Annotated in this window: 21 protein-coding genes; 14 read left to right on the top strand and 7 right to left on the bottom strand. The window is 64.5% G+C overall.

Annotated features, from left to right (window positions below; all coding sequences use genetic code 11):
* The first annotated feature begins 242 nt into the window (after positions 1-242).
* Together AC0QDI_RS08180 and AC0QDI_RS08175 are read left to right on the top strand one after the other, a co-directional pair.
* On the top strand, positions 243-1,100 hold the full coding sequence (locus AC0QDI_RS08180) for an SDR family oxidoreductase (RefSeq protein ID WP_474667013.1): 858 nt from the start codon (positions 243-245) through the stop codon (positions 1,098-1,100).
* A 2-nt stretch (positions 1,101-1,102) separates the two neighbouring features.
* Positions 1,103-3,133 (top strand): AMP-binding protein, encoded by a 2,031-nt coding sequence (locus AC0QDI_RS08175; protein WP_474667011.1) that lies wholly within the window; start codon positions 1,103-1,105, stop codon positions 3,131-3,133.
* Here the strand turns inward: AC0QDI_RS08175 and AC0QDI_RS08170 are convergent, their stop codons facing one another.
* Complete coding sequence (locus AC0QDI_RS08170; protein WP_474667009.1) at positions 3,134-3,568, bottom strand: type II toxin-antitoxin system VapC family toxin; 435 nt, start codon at positions 3,566-3,568, stop codon at positions 3,134-3,136. It abuts the gene before it with no gap.
* Entirely contained in the window at positions 3,569-3,814 is a 246-nt protein-coding gene (locus tag AC0QDI_RS08165) for an AbrB/MazE/SpoVT family DNA-binding domain-containing protein (protein WP_474667007.1), read from the bottom strand.
* 113 nt (positions 3,815-3,927) lie between these two features.
* Here AC0QDI_RS08165 and gatB point away from each other — a divergent pair, with 113 nt between their 5' ends.
* From gatB to AC0QDI_RS08130, 7 genes are all read left to right on the top strand, one after another.
* The gene (gatB, locus tag AC0QDI_RS08160; protein WP_474667005.1) at positions 3,928-5,424 is read left to right on the top strand and encodes an Asp-tRNA(Asn)/Glu-tRNA(Gln) amidotransferase subunit GatB; all 1,497 of its coding nucleotides are present in this window, start codon (positions 3,928-3,930) and stop codon (positions 5,422-5,424) included.
* 403 nt (positions 5,425-5,827) lie between these two features.
* The gene (locus AC0QDI_RS08155; protein ID WP_474667003.1) at positions 5,828-6,796 is read left to right on the top strand and encodes an MBL fold metallo-hydrolase; all 969 of its coding nucleotides are present in this window, start codon (positions 5,828-5,830) and stop codon (positions 6,794-6,796) included.
* A 364-nt stretch (positions 6,797-7,160) separates the two neighbouring features.
* Entirely contained in the window at positions 7,161-8,318 is a 1,158-nt protein-coding gene (locus tag AC0QDI_RS08150) for an ABC transporter substrate-binding protein (protein WP_474667001.1), read from the top strand.
* A 6-nt stretch (positions 8,319-8,324) separates the two neighbouring features.
* Positions 8,325-9,215, top strand: coding sequence for a branched-chain amino acid ABC transporter permease (locus AC0QDI_RS08145; protein WP_474666999.1), 891 nt, complete (start codon positions 8,325-8,327; stop codon positions 9,213-9,215).
* Positions 9,208-10,335: a branched-chain amino acid ABC transporter permease gene (locus AC0QDI_RS08140; protein ID WP_474666997.1), complete on the top strand. Its 1,128-nt coding sequence runs from the start codon at positions 9,208-9,210 to the stop codon at positions 10,333-10,335. The genes AC0QDI_RS08145 and AC0QDI_RS08140 overlap by 8 nt, the downstream gene beginning before the upstream one ends.
* Complete coding sequence (locus AC0QDI_RS08135; RefSeq protein ID WP_474666995.1) at positions 10,332-11,060, top strand: ABC transporter ATP-binding protein; 729 nt, start codon at positions 10,332-10,334, stop codon at positions 11,058-11,060. Before AC0QDI_RS08140 ends, AC0QDI_RS08135 begins: the two co-directional genes overlap by 4 nt.
* A complete protein-coding gene (locus AC0QDI_RS08130) occupies positions 11,060-11,779 on the top strand; it encodes an ABC transporter ATP-binding protein (RefSeq protein ID WP_474666993.1) in 720 nt (239 codons plus the stop codon). The genes AC0QDI_RS08135 and AC0QDI_RS08130 overlap by 1 nt, the downstream gene beginning before the upstream one ends.
* A 55-nt stretch (positions 11,780-11,834) precedes the next feature.
* Here AC0QDI_RS08130 and AC0QDI_RS08125 read toward each other — a convergent pair whose 3' ends face one another.
* Positions 11,835-12,311, bottom strand: coding sequence for an acyl-CoA thioesterase (locus AC0QDI_RS08125; RefSeq protein WP_474666991.1), 477 nt, complete (start codon positions 12,309-12,311; stop codon positions 11,835-11,837).
* A gap of 190 nt (positions 12,312-12,501) precedes the next feature.
* Here AC0QDI_RS08125 and AC0QDI_RS08120 point away from each other — a divergent pair, with 190 nt between their 5' ends.
* The 3 genes from AC0QDI_RS08120 (at position 12,502) to AC0QDI_RS08110 (ending at position 15,324) form a co-directional block, all read left to right on the top strand.
* On the top strand, positions 12,502-13,086 hold the full coding sequence (locus AC0QDI_RS08120) for a DUF2238 domain-containing protein (protein ID WP_474666989.1): 585 nt from the start codon (positions 12,502-12,504) through the stop codon (positions 13,084-13,086).
* A complete protein-coding gene (locus AC0QDI_RS08115; protein ID WP_474666987.1) occupies positions 13,083-13,733 on the top strand; it encodes a DUF2238 domain-containing protein in 651 nt (216 codons plus the stop codon). The genes AC0QDI_RS08120 and AC0QDI_RS08115 overlap by 4 nt, the downstream gene beginning before the upstream one ends.
* A gap of 232 nt (positions 13,734-13,965) precedes the next feature.
* A complete protein-coding gene (locus tag AC0QDI_RS08110; protein ID WP_474666985.1) occupies positions 13,966-15,324 on the top strand; it encodes an NAD(P)/FAD-dependent oxidoreductase in 1,359 nt (452 codons plus the stop codon).
* Positions 15,325-15,639: 315 nt separating this feature from the next.
* Here the strand turns inward: AC0QDI_RS08110 and AC0QDI_RS08105 are convergent, their stop codons facing one another.
* Positions 15,640-16,353 (bottom strand): metallophosphoesterase, encoded by a 714-nt coding sequence (locus tag AC0QDI_RS08105; RefSeq protein ID WP_474666983.1) that lies wholly within the window; start codon positions 16,351-16,353, stop codon positions 15,640-15,642.
* The gene (gene artA, locus AC0QDI_RS08100; protein WP_474666981.1) at positions 16,346-17,413 is read right to left on the bottom strand and encodes an archaeosortase A; all 1,068 of its coding nucleotides are present in this window, start codon (positions 17,411-17,413) and stop codon (positions 16,346-16,348) included. The genes AC0QDI_RS08105 and artA overlap by 8 nt, the downstream gene beginning before the upstream one ends.
* 112 nt (positions 17,414-17,525) lie before the next feature.
* Here artA and AC0QDI_RS08095 point away from each other — a divergent pair, with 112 nt between their 5' ends.
* Complete coding sequence (locus tag AC0QDI_RS08095; RefSeq protein WP_474666979.1) at positions 17,526-18,305, top strand: DUF7839 domain-containing protein; 780 nt, start codon at positions 17,526-17,528, stop codon at positions 18,303-18,305.
* Positions 18,306-18,536: 231 nt separating this feature from the next.
* Positions 18,537-18,971: a DUF7344 domain-containing protein gene (locus tag AC0QDI_RS08090; RefSeq protein WP_474666977.1), complete on the top strand. Its 435-nt coding sequence runs from the start codon at positions 18,537-18,539 to the stop codon at positions 18,969-18,971.
* Between the two features lie 29 nt (positions 18,972-19,000).
* Here AC0QDI_RS08090 and AC0QDI_RS08085 read toward each other — a convergent pair whose 3' ends face one another.
* Complete coding sequence (locus AC0QDI_RS08085; protein ID WP_474666975.1) at positions 19,001-19,768, bottom strand: proteasome assembly chaperone family protein; 768 nt, start codon at positions 19,766-19,768, stop codon at positions 19,001-19,003.
* Positions 19,769-19,774: 6 nt separating this feature from the next.
* Positions 19,775-19,954 carry an RNA-protein complex protein Nop10 gene (locus AC0QDI_RS08080; protein WP_474666973.1) on the bottom strand — a complete coding sequence of 60 codons (180 nt, stop codon included), beginning with the start codon at positions 19,952-19,954 and terminating at the stop codon, positions 19,775-19,777.
* Positions 19,955-19,957 lie beyond the last annotated feature (3 nt).

Genomic DNA, 19,957 nt, shown 5'->3' with positions numbered 1-19,957 from the left:
TTCTCTCGGGTACCGTCCCGTTCGGCGAGCCCGTCGGCGACGCGGCGAGCGAAGGGAACGCGCTCGAGGAGTTCAGAGCGGAGAATCCGCTCTCGAGCGTCGTCGTTCGAGCACGGACCTCGAGACGTCTCGATCGCGATCCTCGTGCGACCGCCGCCGTCGCTGGTCGGCGTCGGTCGCCGGACGCCCCCGACCGCTGGCCACTTTTATCGTTGTCCGGGGAGACGGCTACCGTGAGAACCATGTCCCAGAATCAGGTCACGGCGCCGACGGTCTCCCGCGAGGAGATCTACCGGTTCCCCGACGAGTCGTTCGCGGATCGAAACGTCTGTCTCGTGACGGGCGCGGCCTCGGGTATCGGCCGGGCGACCGCGCTGGCGGCCGCCGGCAACGGACTCACCGTCGCGGCCACGGACGTCGACGAGGACGGCCTCGCGGGAACGATCGATCGCGGCGAGGAGCTCGGGCTCGAGGGGACGATCGAGTCGGTTCCCGGCGATCTCACGGACGACGCACACCTCGAGCGAATCGTCGACGAGGCCGCGCAGTTGGGCGATCTGAAGTACCTCGCGAACGTCGCCGGGATGCAACACATCGACCCTATCGACGAGTTCCCGATGGAGACGTACGATACGATGCACCGGATCATGCTCCGGGCACCGCTCTATCTCTCGAAGCTGTGCATTCCCCACTTTCGGGAGACCGAGGACGGCGCGGGCTGCGTCGGGAACATGGCGTCGGTCCACGGTCACTACGTCACGAGCGACAAGGTCGCCTACAACGTCTCGAAGTTCGGCCTGCGCGGGCTCACGCAGTCGATCGCTGCGGAGGGCGAGGGGAAGATTCGCGCGTTCTCGATCAGCACCGGTTACGTGAAGACGCCGCTCGTGACGGCACAACTCGAGGACACCGCCGAACAGCGCGGTATCTCGGTCGACGAAGTCATCGAGGACGTCATGCTCGGCCAGTCTCGGGTGAAAGAGATGATGGAACCGATCGACGTCGCCAACCTCTATTTGCTTGGCTTTTCCGACCTCGGGCGACACCTCGACGGCGGCGACCTGTTGTTTGATGGTGGCATGACTCTAACCTACGAGTAACGATGGCCGGAAACACCAGCCCGAGCCTCGAGGACATCGACGAGATCGCTCACGAACCGAGCCGGGAGTTCGTCGAATCGACGAACGTCTACGACTTCATGCAGACGTACGGGATCGACGATTACGAGGAACTCATCGAGCGGACGACGACCGAGCTCGAGGGCGAACCCGAAAGCGGCGTCGACTGGTTCTGGGACGAACTGGTCGATTACCTCGGAATCGAGTTTGACGTGGACTACGACGAGGTCCGGGGAAATAGTGACGGACCGCAGTTCACCGACTGGTATCCCGGCGGCGAACTCAACGTCGCCCACAACGTCGTGGATCGCCACGCCGCGGTCGACGAGGAGCGCCGGAACAAAGTCGCCACCATCTGGGAGGGCGAGCACGGCGAGGTCCGGGAGGTGACCTACCACGAACTTCACCGAGGGGCGAATCAAGTCGCGAACGCGCTCGAGGAACGCGGGATCGGAACGGGCGACACCGTGGGGCTCTACATGCCGATGGTCCCCGAAGTCGTCTCGATCCTCTATGGCTGTTTCAAGGTCGGCGCGATCGCCGTGCCGATCTTCTCCGGATTCGGCGTCGACGCGGCCGCCACCCGGATCGCGGATTCCGAGTGTTCCGTGCTCTTTACGGGCGACGGCTTCTATCGGCGCGGCGACCCGGTCTTCCTCAAATCCGCGGCCGACGAGGCGATCGAAGCGGCAGGCCACGTCGAACGCACGATCGTCTTCGACAGATTGGGGGCCGGTTCCGCGACCAGCGAACACGAAATTCCCTGGAGCGGCGACCGCGACGAGTGGTGGGCCGACGCCGTCGAGAGCCAGGACGACGAGTACGAGACGAAGTCACTGGACTCGAGTCAGGAGTCGATGCTCCTCTACTCGTCGGGCACGACGGGCAAGCCGAAGGGTATTGTACATACGCACGCGGGGGCACAGGTCCAGTGTCCCAAAGAAGTCTACTTCGGGATGGACCTCAAACCCGCCGACCGGTTCTTCTGGGTGTCCGATATCGGCTGGATGATGGGGCCCTGGAGCCTCATCGGGACCCACACCTTCGGCGGCACCGTCTTCATGTACGAGGGCGCGCCCGACTACCCCGATCCCGACCGATTCTGGAGGATGATCGACCGCCACGAGCTCACCCAGTTCGGCATCTCACCGACGGCCATTCGGGCACTTCGCAAGCACGGGGACGACTGGCTCTCCGGCCACGATCTCTCCAGCCTCCGGATCCTCGGCTCGACGGGCGAGCCCTGGGACCCCGAGTCCTGGCACTGGTTCTACGAGAACGTGGGCGGCGGCGAGTCGCCGATCATCAACATCTCCGGCGGCACCGAGATCTGTGGCTGTTTCCTGATGCCGCTGCCGACCGAACCGCTGAAACCCTGCACGCTCGGCGGCCCCGGCCTCGGCATGGACATCGATATCGTCGACCGCGAGGGGAACTCCGTGCGGGAGGACAACGAGCGGGGCTACCTCGTCGCCCGCGACTCCTGTCCGTCGATGACCAAGTCGCTGTGGTCGGGCGACGAGCGCTACCTCGAGGAGTACTGGTCGACGTTCCGGGACCCGCCCATGTGGGACCACGGCGACTGGGCTCAGAAGGACGCGGACGGCTTCTGGTTCCTCCACGGCCGCGCCGACGACGCCCTCAACGTGGCCGGCCGCAAGGTCGGCCCGGCGGAGGTCGAGGGGGCGCTCATCGACCACGAGGCGGTCAATCAGGCCGCCGCGATCGGCGCGCCCGACGACACCACCGGCACCGCCGTCGTCGCCTACGTCGTGCTCGAGGCTGGCGTCGATGAGACGGACGACCTTCGGGAGGAACTACGCGCGCAGGTCGGCGAGGAGCTGGGTAAACCGTTCCGCCCGCGCGAGGTGCTGTTCGTCGACGAGTTCCCCAAGACCCAGTCGGGCAAGATCATCCGACGGGCCATTCAGGCGGCTTACACCGGGGAAGACCTCGGCGACATGAGCAGCATCGAGAACCCGGCGGCGCTCGAGAAACTCGAGGACGCGCGGTAGTCAGTGCGGATCGTACGGGTTGGCCGCCGTTTCGAGCCGAGTGATGTCGTCGATGCGATCGAAATCGCCGTCGAACGCGTACAGATATTCGACATCGTTGGCTTGCATATACGCGACGATGCAAACGTCGACGAACGAAAGACCGCTATGCCGGCGAAACAGCGACTTCGCTGTCGCCAGCGCATCCGCCGATAGCGAAACGAGGTGAAACCTGGCGTTTTCTTCTATACGGTCGAGAAAATCTATGGCCGGATCGTGACCAGCGTGCGTCGTCAGTCCGTTGAGCGTCTCCGCGAGAACGTAATCGAGGACGATCGCCTCGGGCAGGGTTTGATCGTCGATCTCGCGAAGGATCGGAAGTGCGGCTTCGTGTGCCCCGTCTCGGCGGTAACTCGCGGCAAACAGCACCGACGTATCGACGACCGCACGCGGCATCTATTCGACTCCCCAGGCGTCGTGATCCGTCGTTGCGTCGGTCTCTACGTCACCGTCGTATCCGGTGAAATCAGCGAACGAGCCACCGCGGCGGTGAACGACCTCCACTCGGACCGTTCCGTCGTCTCCGATGTGCCATCGAAGTCGATCACCGTCATCGATATCGAGCTGTCGACGGATTCGTGCGGGAATATTAGCCTGATTCCCGGAGACCTTGCTTTCGGCGTCGACCCGATCGGTACTCATACTCGAGGCTAGTCGCTGAAGGCACAAATATAGTGTGGTGACACACTACTCGAGCGGCGACGAAACGAGCGCGTCCCGTTACGTTTTACCCCTGCGGGGCCGAATCGCCTCCAATGACTGCCCAGACCGTCCAGCAGGGCGACCTCGTGACCGTCATCGGGCTCGAGGTCCACGTCCAGCTGGAGACCGACACGAAGATCTTCTGTGGTTGTTCGACCGAGCCGAGCGACGAGCCCAACGACAACGTCTGCCCGGTCTGTCTCGGCCTGCCGGGGGCGCTGCCGGTGCTCAACGAGGGAGCCGTCGAGGCCGCCGTCAAGATCGGCAAGGCGATCGACGCCGAGATCCCCGAGGAGACCCGGTTCCACCGGAAAAACTACTACTACCCCGACCTGCCCAAGAACTTCCAGATCACCCAGTACGACGAGCCGATCTGTCAGGAGGGCGAACTCGAGATTTCCGTCGAGGGCCAACGACGCAGCGTCGAGATCGAGCGCGCGCACTTAGAGGAGGACCCGGGCAGCCTCCAGCACGTCGGCGGCGGTGGCGGCATCGATTCGGCGGAGTACACGCTCGTCGACTATAACCGCGCCGGGACGCCGCTGATGGAGATCGTCACCGCGCCGGACTTCCGCAGTCCCGGCGAGGTGCGCGCGTTTCTGGCCGAACTCGAGGAGGTCCTCGAGTACCTGGGCGTCTTCGACGCCGAACGCGACGGCAGCCTGCGGATCGACGCCAATCTCTCGATCATCCCCGAGGAGGCGATCGACGGCGACGACACCGACGAGATCGGGATCGAGGCGCTCGAGGCGGCCAACCGGACCGAGGTCAAGAACATCTCGAGTCACAAGGGTGCCCAGAAGGCCCTGGCCTACGAGGAGACGCGCCAGAAGAACGCCATTCAGCGCGGCCGTGCGGTCGAACAGGAGACGCGCCACTGGGACGAGTCGCGGGGAATCACCGTCTCGATGCGCTCGAAGGAAGAGGAGAAGGACTACCGCTACTTCGAGGAGGCGGACCTGCCGCCGCTGCGGGTCTCGGACTGGAAAGACGAAATCGAGATTCCCGAACTCCCCTCGGCCCGCCGCGAGCGATTCCAGGACGAGTACGGGCTGAGCGAGGAGGCCGCCTCGAAGCTCACCTCGACCAAGCAGGTCGCGGACTTCTACGAGGACGTCGCCGGCGAGTTCGCTCCCGATCTCGCGGCCACCTGGGTCGCGGACAACCTGCTGGGCGAACTCAACTACCGCGACATCGAGATCACCGGGATCGAGGGCCGCCTCGAGGAGATCAAACGGCTCGTCGAACTCGTCGCCGAGGACGATATCACGGCGAAGAACGCCCGCGAGACGGTCCTGCGATCGATGCTGGACGACGGCCGAACGCCCGACGAGGTCGTCGCCGAGGAGGGGCTGGGCAAGACCGGCGAGGACGAGGTCCAGCGGGCCGTCGTCGACGCGATCGACGAGAACCCCGACGCCGTCGACGACTACGAGTCGGGCGACGACGGCGCGATCAACTTCCTCGTCGGACAGGTCATGCAGAAGACCGGCGGCAGCGCGGATCCCGGTGACGTGAATCAGTTGCTGCGGGCGGAGTTGGAAGGGTAACGACCGAACGCGAACGGAGTGAGCGTTCGGCTTTTTGGTCCAGATTTTTCTTGAGCGGGACCTCCGTTCCCGCTGACCATGTGAACGGGCGCGTAGCGCCCGTGAACAGAGAGCGGTTGCGAGCGAAGCGAGCAACCCGACGAGAAAAAGGTGGGAGAACTGCCCGGCGGCAGCGCGGATCCCGGTGACGTGAATCAGTTGCTGCGGGCCGAACTCGAGAGCTAATCGGCGGTTTCGTGGATACGTTCCGCTTTTGCTCTCTCACGCAGAGTGACCAACCGGCGTGCGGTCACCGGACTGAGACGGGACTGCCGTTTTATTGGGCCGAGTGAGACCGTCCCTTCGTCACGTCCCGCTTCCGCTATCGCGCGTATTATTACCGGACGACATGTTGGTAGCCGACATGGACCGCATCGTACTCGGAAACGAGGAGTTCGAGGGTCGAAACAACGCCTACGTCCTCGCCGCCGACGACGCCGACGAACTCGCACTCGTCGATACCGGCATCGCTACCGACGATATCCGTCGAGACCTCCGCGAGGGGCTCGCCGAGCGCGGCTACGAGTTCGCCGACGTCGACGACATCGTCCTCACTCACTTCCACGTCGATCACGCCGGACTGGCCGGCGAGATTCAGGCCGAAAGCGACGCGACCGTTTACGTCCACGAGGCCGACGCCCCGCTGGTCGCACAGGACCCCGACGCCGTCGCCGCCGTCGAGGAGCGGCGTCGGGATCTCCTCGAGGAGTGGGGCGTCCCCGACGACGCTCGAACCGAACTCCTCGGCTTCTTCGAGTCCGCGGAGATCGAGGGGCGGCCGGCCGACCCGACCCCGATCGAGGACGGGGAGACGCTCGCAGTCGGCGGCCGAACGCTCGAGACGGTTCACGCACCGGGACACGCGGCGGGGCTGTGCTGTTTCGAAACCGAGAGCGGCGACGAGGCGTTCGTCGGCGACGCCCTCCTGCCGGGCTATACGCCGAACGTCGGCGGCGCCGACGTCCGGATCGAGCGCCCGCTCGAGCGCTACGTCGCGACCTTAGACCGGCTCATCGACCGCGACTACGAGCGGGTCTGGCCCGGTCACCGCGATCCGATCGCGGCGCCGACCGCCCGCGCCGACGCGATCCTCGAGCACCACCGCGAGCGAACGGACGCGATCCTCGCGTTTTTGGACGACCACGGCCCGGCCGACGCCTGGACGGTCAGCGCCCACCTGTTCGGCGACCTCGAGGGAATCCACATCGTCCACGGACCGGGTGAGGCCTTCGCCCATCTCGATCACCTCCGCCACGACGGGGTCGTCGCGTTCGAACGCGGCGAGTATCGGCTCCTCGAGGAACCGACCGGGCTCGAGGGCGAAGTCCGTTGAACGGCCGCTCGGGTTCGAACAGCGCATACTTCCAGTCTCCTGTTCCGCCGTATACCTCGAGCGGAAATCGAAAACACAACACTGGTGTATAGTTCACAAGATCCTTGCTAACTTCCCTCATCTTTATTACGGGTGACTCAAAACTGGAGAGTGAGAATCGGTAACTCACTGATACACAATGGCTAACGAAGATAATAATAATCGCAACTGGGATAGGAATGGTAAGGGCTCACTCGGGCGCCGAACGTTTCTCGGAGCGGCCGGTGCCGGTGCCGTAACGACGACGTTGGCCGGCTGCCTCGGCGGTGTCGGCGGTGATGACGATGACGGAATATTCAAAATCGGTCACCTCGCACCGACCGGTATGGCGATGGGGGTCGGCTCGGAACGAAGTGCCGAGCTCGCCGTCGATGAAGTCGGAGAGGTCCGCGACCAGGAGATCGAGCTGATTTCGGAGAACACCGAAACGGATCCGGGCGGAACGTCCGAAATCGTCGAACGGATGATCGTAGAGGACAATGTCGACCTCATCGTCGGTACGTTCTCGAGCGAGGTCACCCAGCGGATCACCGGGACCATCGCCGACGAGGACGTTCCGTTCATCATCACGGGGTCAGCGGATCAGAGTACGATGGCGAACACGACCGGTGAGGACTACGAACACAATAAGAATATCTTCCGAACGGGACCGATCAACTCCGAACTGCAGGCCGAAGCGATGGCCGATTACGCGGAGTTCCTCTCCGACGAACACGGCTGGAACACGTTCGGGCATCTGTCCGAGGAAGCTGCCTGGACCAAGTCGTTTCAGGAACTGCTTCCGGATGAACTCAGAAGTCGCGGGTTAGATGTCCCCTACGACGATACCGTGAGCCTCAGCACGGACAATTACACGTCGATACTGGACGATCTAGAGAGTGCAGGAGTGGACGCAGTCCTCCGTTTCTTCGCGTCCGGTGGACAAGGGAAGCTACTCAAGCCGTGGATCACGAACCGGTACCCCTTCGCAGTGGAAGGCACGCACGTCGCGTCGATGAATCCCGAGTTCTGGACCCAAACTGAGGGGATCTGTCAATACGAGACGACGGCCCAGTCCGGCGGCGGCGGTGTCACGGATATCACTGACAAGACGATAGACTTCGTCGAAGCCTATCAGGAAGAGTACGGTGATGATGGTCCGCCGACCAAGCCCATGTACATGGGATTCAACACCTACGACGCGATCCACTTCTATAGTAAGGTCGCCGAAGAGGCCGGTTCCATCAATTACAACGACGACCTCGACGACATCGTCGAAGCGATGCACAGTGTCGAGTACACCGGCGCTGCCGCAGAGATGTCGCTCTACGGTGAGGACTCGGATTATCCGAACGACGCCAAGGAGACGCGAACCAACGGTAAGATTTCGAACTATCCGGTTACTCAGTGGCAGCCAAACGAAGACGACGAGGGTGGACATCAGGAACTCGTCTACCCCGCGGCCAATTCATCTGGCGACCACATGGCGCCCCCCTGGATGTAGCAAGACATGCTCGATCAAATTCTATCGGTCTTGCTCCTGGGGGCAGTGGTAAGTGCGATCTATGCGCTGGTCGCGATCGGATTTACGATGATATTCGGCGTCGGCGGAGTCCTTAACCTCGCCCACGGCGGGCTGATCATGTTCGGTGCGTACGCCTACGTGGTCCTCACCTCGTCGTCGGTCGTCGGCGCGATTTCGGTTCCGCCAGCCGCCGGGTTCGCCATCGCGGTCGTCGCTACTGCACTGGCCTCGTACGCGCTGTACGCGGGTCTCGTCAGATACATCGAAGACAACGTCGTCATCACGTTCCTCTCGACCGTGATGGTCGCGCTCCTGTTGACGAATCTCATTCACTATCGATTCGGGGCGAATCCGCAGGGGACTCCGAGCGTTCTGAGCGGTAGTCTTCATCTGGAAGGGTTCGGAACGCGAATCGGCTACATGTACATCCTCGGGTTCGTTCTCTCGTGGATTACGATCGGATTACTATGGTACTACGTCACGCAAACCGACGAGGGTCGATCGATCCTCGCGACGTCGATGAGCGAACGCGGTGCACAGTTGACCGGCGTCAACCTGCAGTCCGTCAAGTCTCGGACGTGGCTGATCGCCGGCGCGTTCGCCGGTATCGCCGGCGTCATCCTAGGGACAGTCGAACCGACGACGCCGCAGATGTGGCTCAATCCGCTCGCGAACGCGTTCATTATCGTCGTGATCGGCGGCATCGGCAGCATCAAGGGCTCCGTCGTCGCCGCCTACCTGATCGGCTATCTCCAGCAGTTTACGACCGAGTTCATCGGACAGGGATACGTCGGTATTCCGTCACTGATCGTCCTCGTGGCGGTCTTGCTCCTCTTGCCGGAGGGTCTCTACGGGAGGGAGTTCGCCCATGAGTAGCGAAACCGGCCGCTCGAGCGGGATCGGCTCCCGAATCAGCGGTGCAGCCGGCCGCGCCGGCGGCGCTGCTCTCGATCGACTCACGACCGTTACCGGACCGATAAACAGCGCGTTGCAGCCGCTCGCAAACGTCTACAATCGCCTTATCGGCGGCTACTTCGGCGAGATGAACGGTCTGCAGTTCGTGTTGGTCGTCGGTACGCTCGTCGGGCTGCTGACCGCGCCGTTCTGGGGGAACTACGCCCTCATTCAGGCGATGATCGCGGCCAGCATCTGGGCTATCCTCTCGATGGGATGGGACATCCAGAGCGGTTACACCGGCTACATCAGCTTCGGCCACTCCGTTCTCTCCGGCGGTGCTGGGTATACGACGGCGATGCTGATACACAACGTCAACCCGGAGCTGCCGATGCTGGTGACGATACCCGTCTCGGTGCTCGCGGCGTTAGGAATCGGGCTGCTCATCGCCCTGCCGTCGCTCCGATTGAGCGGTCCGTACTTCTCGCTGATCACGTTCGTCGCCGTGTTGATCTTCTATCGGATGATGAACCCGCTCAGCGAATACACGGGTGGTGAGACCGGTCTCGCCGGGGTCGAGAAGATCTTCGACATCACTGCACCGGTCCAGAGTTACTACCTCTTCTTGCTCCCGATGCTCGTGGTCGCAGTCGCCCTTTTGATCGTCGCACGATCGAACATCGGACTCATCCTGTTGGCGATCAGAGAGAACGAGTCAGCGGTGGAAGCCGCCGGCATCAACGCGACCAAGTTCAAGATCTGGTCGTTCGTGCTCAGTTCGATCCCGATGGGTATCGGCGGCGTTCTCCTCGCCCATCGATTCGGCGGCGTCGATCCCGGCTCGTTCATCGTCGTGGATAACAGCATCGAGATGATCGCGATGGCCGTCGTTGGCGGGATGGGGTCGATACTCGGCCCGCTCGGCGGCGCATTCTTCATCATCTTGATGGAGGACATCGTGTTGCACGCGTTCGGACTCGACGCCCAGCTCAGGTGGGCGATCCTCTGGGTAATCGTCCTGCTAATCCTCGTGTTCGCCCGTCAGGGCCTGTTCCGCAAACTGTGGTACGGGCTCGAGCGGCTCGGAGGTGATCGCCGATGAGCGTGCTGGAAGTCGAGAATCTCACGAAGAAGTTCGGCGGCCTCGTCGCCGTCGACGACTTCTCGTTCGAGGTCGACGAGGGCGAAATCGTCGGTCTGATCGGCCCGAACGGCTCGGGCAAGTCCACGGTGTTCAACTGCATCATGGGTATCTACGGCGTCACCGAGGGATCGATCCGGTTCAACGGTGACGACATCACCGACGATTCGACCCACCAGGTCGTCAACAAGGGACTCTCGCGAGTCTCGCAGGAATCGAACCCGATCGACTCGATGTCGGTCGCCGGCAACATCAAGCTGTTCACGCTGCCGAACAGCATCGTCTCGCTGCGCGGCGGTGCCAGCGAGGCGGAGATATACGACTACGCTTCCCGTATCGACATCGAAGACGATCTCCAGGAGATGCCGGACGAGTTGCCCCACGCGGACGTTCGCCGCCTCGAGATCGCCAAGGCGCTGGCGACCGAGCCCGAGCTCCTGTTGCTCGACGAGCCCTTCGCCGGGATGAACCAGGCGGAGATCGGGGAGCTCGCCACCCAGATCGAACGCTTCCGCGAGGAAGGGATGACGATGGTCGTCGTCGACCACAACATGGGCGGGCTGATGGAGCTCGTCGACCGCGTCGTGGTCCTCAATAACGGCGACTTCCTCGCGTCGGGAACGCCCGAGGAGATCGCCGCGGACGACGCGGTCCAGGAGGCGTATCTCGCCGGGGAGGGACTATAATGACTGATCCGATACTCGAAGTCGAGGACCTCAACGTCTACTACGGCAAGTCACACGCACTGAAAGGCGTCTCGCTGTCGATCGATGAGGGCGAAATCTACGGCGTGATCGGGCCCAACGGGGCCGGGAAGACGACCATGCTGAACGCCATCGCCGGCTTCGTCGAGTACGACGGGACGATCCGCTACGACGGAACGGATCTCGCCACCGTGAAACCACAGCAGATCGTCAGGGACGGCCTGATCTACTGTACCGAGGATCGGGACCTGTTCCCGTACTTTTCGGTCCACGAGAACCTTCTGATGGGTGCGCAGTTCCGCGACGACCGCGATACAGTGCAGGACGACCTCGACATGGTCTACGACCTGTTCCCGCGGCTGGACGAACGCCGCGAGCAGGAGGCCGAGACCATGAGCGGCGGCGAACAGCAGATGCTCGCCGTCGGTCGCGCGCTGATGAGCGACCCCGAGGTGTTGATGCTCGACGAACCGACGCTCGGGCTCGCACCGGTCATCATCCAGGATATCGGGGACGCGCTCGAAAAACTCCAGGCGGAGACGGGGTTGACGATCCTGCTCGCCGAGCAGAACTCGACGTTCGCCCTGACTCACGCGGAACGGCTCTCGCTGATCGAAACCGGCGAGATCGAGCTGTCGGGGACGCACGACGAGTTCCACGACAACGAGTACGTCCGCGAGGCGTACGTCGGCGTCCACTAAGCGACGATCACGGTTCGCATTTTTCGGTGCCAAACTGCCCGACGGAGCCGAGGCGCTACTCGCCGGACTCGAGGCCCCCCTGAAACGTCGCGACGGCGTCGCGGAATTCGTCGGGAATTTGAGTGGGTTCCTCGGTCTCGAGATCGACGGCGACCTGGGTGACGGTTCCGTCGGCCAGAACCACGTTGTCGCGCTTCCGTTTGGCCCGATACTCGTACTCGAGACTCGCCGTCCCGATATCGGCGACCCGCAGTTCGTTGACGATCACGTCTTCGAACTCCGCGCCGGCGCGGTAGTTCAGTTCCGTGTTGACGACGTGGATCTGCCAGCCGTTCTCGAGCATGTCGTCGTAGCCGTAGTCCAGTTCCCGGAAGAACGCAGAGACGGCCTCGTCCTGAAACGTGAAGTACTCGCCGTAGAAGACGATCCCTTGCTGGTCGGTCTCGGCAAAGCGGACGCGATTCTCGAAGACGGGCTGGAAGGCGGGGCCGTCGGACTCGCGTTCGGAATCGTTCGTCGCGTGGTCTCCCATACCGACATCGTCACCGCGACGAGCAAAATCGTACCGGCCACGGCAAGCGGTCGCCCTTCGACCACGGACCCCGGTCACACGCTGTGACTGCCCGGCGACGCGGTATGCCTCGAGCCGTCGATCGCGGGATGGGTGTGAAAGCCGCGACGGTTTCCGTTCGGCTGCCGTGACTCACGGCACGGGTGAACGAATGCCGGTCCTCCAATCGCTCATCGATAACGAACGGGTGAACGCGGCGCTCGCCTGGCCGATCGTGTTCTCGATCGCCGCCGCGGCCGTCGTGACTGCCGGACGGGGATCGTTTCTCTGGGCGGCCCTCGCGACGACGATCGTCGTCCTCGCGTTCGTGCCGACGGCCGTTCGGTGGGACGCGCTGGTCATGCTCCCGTGGGAAGTGCTGGCGCTCGCCGCCGTCCCGATCTGGGCGCGGTTGTTCGGAACGCTTCCCATCGCCGGCTTTCTCACGGTCGCGACGATCGCGCTACTGATCACCGTCGAACTCGACGCATTCACGCCGATCGAGATGTCGCCGCGCTTCGCCGTCTCGTTCGTCGTGCTCGCGACGATGGCCGTCGCCGGGCTCTGGGTGATCGCCCAGTGGCTCTCCGATACGCTCCTCGCGACGTCGTTTCTCACGACGAAGGGAGAACTGATGTGGGACCTGATCTACGCGACCGCGTTCGGCGGGCTCGCCGCCGCGCTCTTCGTGGTCTACTTCTATCGCCACGATACCGCGAGCGTCGGTCGCCGCGAACGCTCGGGTGATCCGTCGTGACGGAAGACAGCGACACCGTTCTGGGGCTCTCCGAGCGCCGGTGCTGGCACGCCGTTCGAGTGATTCAGGGGCTGCTGGCGCTCGTCGTCGGCTACGCGCTCGTCACGGTCGATTTCGGTCTGGTCGTAAACGCCGGCATTCCGCTGGCTCTCACCGTCCTCCCCCGCCTCGTTCGTCGCGAGTTCGGCCACGAGATGGGGGGCGGACTCGCCCTCTGGATCGCGGCGGCGGCGTTCCTCCACGCGGTCGGCGCGCTCGGCCCCTACGAACTGTTCGGCTGGTACGATTCGGTGACGCACACCGTCTCGGCGACGCTCGTCGCCGGCGTCGGCTACGCCGTCGTCGACGCGCTCGATCGCTCCGCCGAGTCGGTCGACGTTCCCGGCGAATTCCGCTTCGTGTTCATCCTCGTATTCGTCCTCGCGTTCGGCGTCCTCTGGGAGATCAGCGAGTTCGCCTCCGCCGGGCTGGCGAGCGTCGTGGGCGGCGAACCGGTGTTGGCCCAGTACGGGACGAGCGACATCGTCTTCGACCTCATCTACAACGCGTTCGGTGCGTTGCTCGTCGCGCTGTGGGGGACCGGCTACTTCGACGGCGTCTCGAGGCTCGTCGGCCGTCGGGTCGACCGAAGCGACGGGACGTCGTGAGCACCCCCGTCGGTACCGGCACCCCGGCTGCCGCCACTGCTCCCGTCGCAAGCGACATCCCTGCTCCCGTCGCCCGACGCCCCGCTCGAGCACTCGACGACTGCGAGTCCACCCGGGAGGGGTACTCGACAGTCGACTCACCGGACCCGATCCACGGTCAACCCGCACAAGCCGCTCGTCGGGTAACGTGGGTAGGTCCGCCCCTTTAGTCGCTCCCCCTCGAGCATCCACTATGTCTTCGCCCCCTCACGTCCTCGTCGTCGGCGGTGGTCTCGCCGGTCTCGTCGCCGCGCGGCACCTCGCCGGCGGCGGCGTCGACGTCGCGCTGCTCGAGCGTCGCGACACGGTCGGCGGCCGCGTCCGCACGCTCGAGCGGGACGGCTACCGATTCGATCGCGGCTTCCAGGTGCTGTTCACCGCCTATCCCGCAGTAGAGCGGGAACTCGACCGCGAGGCGCTCGAGTTGCGTCGGTTCGCGCCGGGTGCCACCGTCGCCGGCCCCGACGGCTGGTCGACGCTCGCGGACCCGCTTCGCGAACCCGGAACGATCCCGGCGACGCTGTCCAATCCCTTCGTCTCCGTCGGTGACGCGGCGCGGATCGCCCGGCTCTGGTTAGAGCTTCGGCGAGCGGATCCGGCGGCGTCGTTCGCCGGCCACGACGCGACCATCGACGCGTTCCTCCGCGAACGCGGCTTCTCGAGGCGGTTCGTCGAGAACTTTGTCGCCCCATTTTACGGCGGGATCACCCTCGATCGCTCGCTGTCGACCTCGAGTCGCGTCTTCGAGTACACCTTCAAGACCCTCGCGGCGGGCGATATCGCCGTTCCCGCAGCGGGGATGGAAGCGATCCCGGCACAACTCGCCGACCGCGTTCGCGAGGTCGGCGGTCGGATCGAGACGGGTGTCACGGTCGAGTCGGTCTCGGGGGCCGCTGGAGACTCGAGCGGCGAGCGCGAATCGGACGAGAGAGCCGTCGGAAACGGATCGGACGTGGGAATCGGCGGACGCGGATCGGATGCCAGCGTCACGGTCGAGACCGACGCCGGAACCGTCGAGGCCGACGCGGTGGTCGTCGCGACCGATCCGCCGTCCGCTCGCGAGTTGACCGTCGTCGACGCGATCCCCACCGACGCGCGTAGCTGTGTCACGCAGTACTACGCGCTGCCGGCCGATATCGACCTCGAGACGGGCCGGCGGCTGTTGCTGAACGCGACCGAGCGAGGGCCGAACCACGTCGTCCCCCACAGCGCGGTCGCACCGGAGTACTCGCCCGATGATGTGACCCTCATCAGCGCCACCTATCTCGGTGAACGCGCGGAGAGCGACGCCGAACTGGCCGATGTAACGCGATCGACGCTCGAGTCGTGGTATCCGCGGGGGTTCGACGGGCTCGAGGCGGTGCATACCGAACGAGTACCGTTCGCGCAGTTCGCACAGCCGCCAGGGTTTCTCGAGGGGTTGCCGGACGTCCGCGATCCCGCGGGCCCGGTCTATCTCGCGGGCGACTACACGCGGTGGTCGTCCATTCAGGGTGCGATGGAGAGCGGTCGGCAGGCCTCGAAGGCGGTCATCGACGATCTGTCGGGATAAGGTCGTTTTCCTGAATTGTGAGCCGGTCTCTCGAGTCGTTCGTGCGTTCAGTAGATGTGTGAATGGAGAAGCGGGTTCCACTGGGAACGAGTAAGAGGAATTGTCCTACTATCGTGGCAACAGGGAATCGCCACGCCCTCCCCAGCCGATTCGCTCTCTCACGGGTCGTCCCTCCCCGTTCGTTCGCTCATCCCTCGCACGAGATCGTCGACCGGCCTCGTGTTACTCGGCCGATCAACAGCGCGCGCCACCGCATACCGGATGGTCGGTCCGAAGTGAGACGTGGTCCCCCGCCATCGAACATTTAGACGGCGATCACAGCAACCGCCGTAACTCGCCCAGCGGCGGGAACCAGAGTGTCTCGCCGCTCGAGCCGTCCCTGACCGCGGGGTAGAACCCGTCGGCGTCCCGGACGAGCGGCGTCTGGAAGTCGCGGCCGTCCATTCCGTTGACGGTCGAACCGGCGGCCAGTCGGGTAAAGGCCGGGAGCACGAGCACGTCCGCTCCCTCGAAGGCGTCGGGACCGTAGAGGAAACACGGTCGTTTGCGCCCCTCGATCGCCAGCGCGGGGTGGTCGTGGCCGACGACGTATCGCTCGGCCGTCGCGTCGGGCCGCTCGTGGCCGTGACAGACCACCGTCTCGCCGTCGGCCAGTTCGTATTCGGCGGCCGTCTCGCCGTCGAAGGCCTCCGCGAGCATCGTATCGTGGTTGCCCGGCGTGACGATCAGCTCGGCATCGGCGGCGTCGACCGCCGCGAGCAGTCGGTCGAGATCGCGCTCGACGCCGCGCGGGAGTCGCGAAAACGAGTGCAAGAGGTCGCCGGCGACCACGACCGTCGCCGGCTCGGTCGCCTCGAGCAATCGCTGCAGTCGCTCGAGGACGTCGCTCCCGTCGTCGATCGGGGCGTCGACGCTCGAGGCGGCCGCTTTACCGAGGTGAACGTCCGCGAGCACGAGCGTCTCCGCGGCCGGAACGTAGACGGCCCGATCGCGGACGGTAAACGGGACGTCGATCTCGACGTCAATCATCGTTCGATTCCGATCCCGGTGCGGACTCGGGATCGATGTCGGGGTCGGTGACGCCAGGTTCGGGCGCGCCACCGGTGTCGGCAGCCGATCCGGACGCAGCGGTCGCGTCCGAGCCGCCGACGGGACGCGCCTCTTGGCCGAGCGCGTCAGCGAGGTCGTACTCCGTTCCCGTCAGGATGTAGAGGACCTCCTCGAGGGGCTCGAAGACTTCGGGGAGGAGGCGGACGACGAGGTAGGTGATCCCCAGGAGTGCGACGATCGACAGCGACTGGGCGATGAAGTTGTGGGCGACGATATAGGAGGTCCGATCGGCGGGCGCGCCCATGAACTCGGTGGCGACGTAGACGAGAAAATCTTGCTGGAACCAGCCCCACGGCGAGGCCAGGCCGATGAAGACGTTCCGGACGAGATTGAGAAACCAGATGATCCCGATGGCGGCCGCGAACGGGACGATCTTCCGTTTGAGCGGCGCCTTGACCGCCGCGATCAGCCCGCCGAAGATGGCCATGCTGCCGATCCCGGTACAGGACATGATGATGTAGGTCGTCCGGCCGGTGACCGTCTCGTCGGGGTCGAACGCGAAGCGGCTCTGGTAGCCGTTCGAGCCCTCCTCGATGCCGGGGCTGTGCCCCAGCAGTTCCATCCCGAAGTGGGTCTGGGACGCGGTCGTCTCGATCAGCCAGGTGCGAACGAACGGGATCGTCTCGGCCGGCAGATAGATGAGTCCCATGAACGCGACCGCTTTCGAGAGCAAGAGCAGCGACTCGCGGCCCTGGACGAGCAGGTAGCCGGCGTAGGCACACAGCGGCAACGCGGCGATTGTCAGCAGCGTCTGGATGGGGCTTTTCACCTCGAGGTAGTAGTGGGGAACCATCGTCAGCCAGAAGACGCCGAAGACGACCCAGGCGCCCGCGGCGAGGTATCTCGCCGGGCGGACGGCACCGAACCACTCGAGGACCATCGCCACGACGAACGCGCCGATCGCGATCCACGCGAGCGAGTCCGCGAGCGGAACGGATCCGGCAATCGAAGCGAGAATCGTCGCGGGTAGGGCCGACATACTCACGTGAACCCGACGGACTCTCCCGCTATCAACTTGACGCCTCGGTCCGCCGCCGGCCGCGATCGCGCGACCGCGTACCTTTTTGCCGTTCTCGCGAAACAGTAGCCGTATGGTCGACGTCCTCGACAACAAACGGGCCGCGACGCGGTTTCGGATCCTCGTGCAGATCGCCGAGCGCCAGCCCGCGGTCAGCCAGGGGGAGATCGCCGAGGAAGTCGGCGTAACGAGCCAGGCCGTCAGCGAGTACATCCGCGATCTCGTCGACGAGGGGTTCGTCGAGAAGGAGGGGAGATCCAGATATCGCGTCACCAACGAAGGCGTCGACTGGCTCTTTCGGACCGCGGACGACGTTCGCCGCTTTGCCGACCACGTCACCGGCGACGTCCTCGGCGCGATGAGCGAGGCCGCGTACATCGCGACCGACGACATCGCCGACGGGGAGACCGTCTCGCTTTCGGTCGAGGACGGATTACTCCACGCGACCCCCGGTGACGAGGGGCCGGCGACCGGCGTCGCGACCACCGACGCCGAGGCCGGCACCGACGTCGGCGTCACGAGTTTCGAGGGCGTCATGGAACTCGAGCCCGGTTCGGTGACGGTCCTACAGGTGCCCGCAGTTCGGACCGGCGGCAGCCGAGCGGTCGATTCGGAGACCGTCGCCGAACACTGCGAGGACGCCGATCTCGTCGTCGCAGCCGGGGTCGAAGCGATCGTCGCCTGTCGACAGATCGGCACCGACCCGGCGGTCACGTTCGCGACCGGAGCAGTCGCCGCCGACGGGGCCGAGCGCGGCCTCGAAGTGACTGCAGTCGCCACGACGAACGAGGTCGGCCGGGTCACGGACGCGCTCCGGGACGCCGACGTCTCCTACGAAGTTCTCGAGGGCTGAGACGGTCTGCCATCAGCGTCCAGTGGAGACACAGCAAATATCATCGGAGTCGGCGTCCACGGAGGCGCCGGGTGCGTCGGAACTGACTGATAGGAGTCCGTCTGACCGTCCCATCGATCCGGCGACGAAACAGCGCCCGACGACTGTCGGCAGCGTTCCTTTGTCGGTGAGTGTACTCCGTTCGAGTAGTGGCAGATATGGAGTCGACGGAGGCTTTCAGCGTGCTCGCCAGTGGCCGACCGTCGGTACCTTCTCCACGAGCTCCGGGAACGGAACGGTGAGAGTACCGTAGCGGACCTCTCACGACGGATCGCCGTCCGGAGACATCGGACGCCGAGCGAGAACATCTCAATTGTCGAAATCGACCGTGCCCGCGTCCGAACGGTTCACCTTCACCTTCCCTACTTGCTCGGGAGGAGCATCGTCGACGTCGACTGGAGCGACGGGACGGGCGCGCTCACCGACGAACCGTGCGTCGAGGTGCTCTTCAACGCCGCCGAGGAACTCGACGATTGGCCGCCGGAGCCCCGGCTGTCGCATCTCTCGTCATCACGGAGAAGTCGGTCTCTCGGTCGATCGGCAACCCCAGTAACTGGAGAGCGCCACGAAGCACAGTCGAGCGACCGTCGACGGAGGAGAGCGAACGCCGACGGAATCCGATCGTAACCGAGTAAACTTCGACAGAAAGCGGGCCGTTACCCGATGTATCGCAGATCGTCGTCCGTCGGTACGTCCATCTGTTGTTGCTGTTCCATCTCCTGGATCTTGCCGATGACTTCCTCCATCTCGTCGGCTCGCTCGTCCAGGGACTCGTACTCGAGGTCGAAGCCGAGCACGTCCTCGAGCACCTCGAGCACTGCTCGCGCGCTCTTGGGGTCGACCAGATAGCCGCTGGTCTCGCCCATCAGGCAGGTCGCCTCGAAGCCGCGGCGTTCACCTAACCCGAGCAGGAGACCGGAGACGCCGACGATGCCGCCGGCGGGTTCGTCCTCGCGGAACTCGACGCCCGCGTCCTCGAGCGCCTCGAGCAGCGAGTCGTCGCTGACGGCACCGACGACGGCGTACTCGTCGATGAGTTCGCCGGTCGGTACGCCGCCGAGCGCGTACACCTCGGTGGCGCCGAACTCTTCGGCGACGTCGAGGAAGGCGTCGGTGAGCGTGTAGTGGCCGTCGTTGCTCTGGGCCTGATGGTCGCCCGTCAACAGTAACAGATCGCGACCCTCGGGAACGTCGACGGCGTAGAGCTCCGCACAGGTCAGCGCCGAGACGCCGTCCTCGACGCTCACCTGCGGGGGGAACTCCCGGGAGTAGATGCGTCGCACGAGCGTGCTTTCGCCCTCGAGTTCCTCGAGCAGGTGCTCGACGGCGAGGGTGCCGACGTGTCCCACTCCCGGCAACCCCTCGACGAGAACGGGGTCGTCCAGTTCGACCTCGGCGACGACGTCGATCTCGAGTTCGTCCATACCGTATCAGCGGTTGCGACGTTTAAGAGCGCGTCGGTACTCGCCGTGTGGATCCGTCGGATCGAACGGTGCCGGCGCGGTGTTTGCCGTCTCGGCACCGCAGTCGGGACAGCTGTCAGAAAGGGTGTACACCGGGCGGTCGTGGACCTCGCGCCACGCCGAACACACCCGGATATCGGATTTCATCGG

The organism is Natrinema sp. LJW11 (genome assembly GCF_056135975.1).
This window is presented reverse-complemented; position numbering and strand designations above follow the sequence as displayed.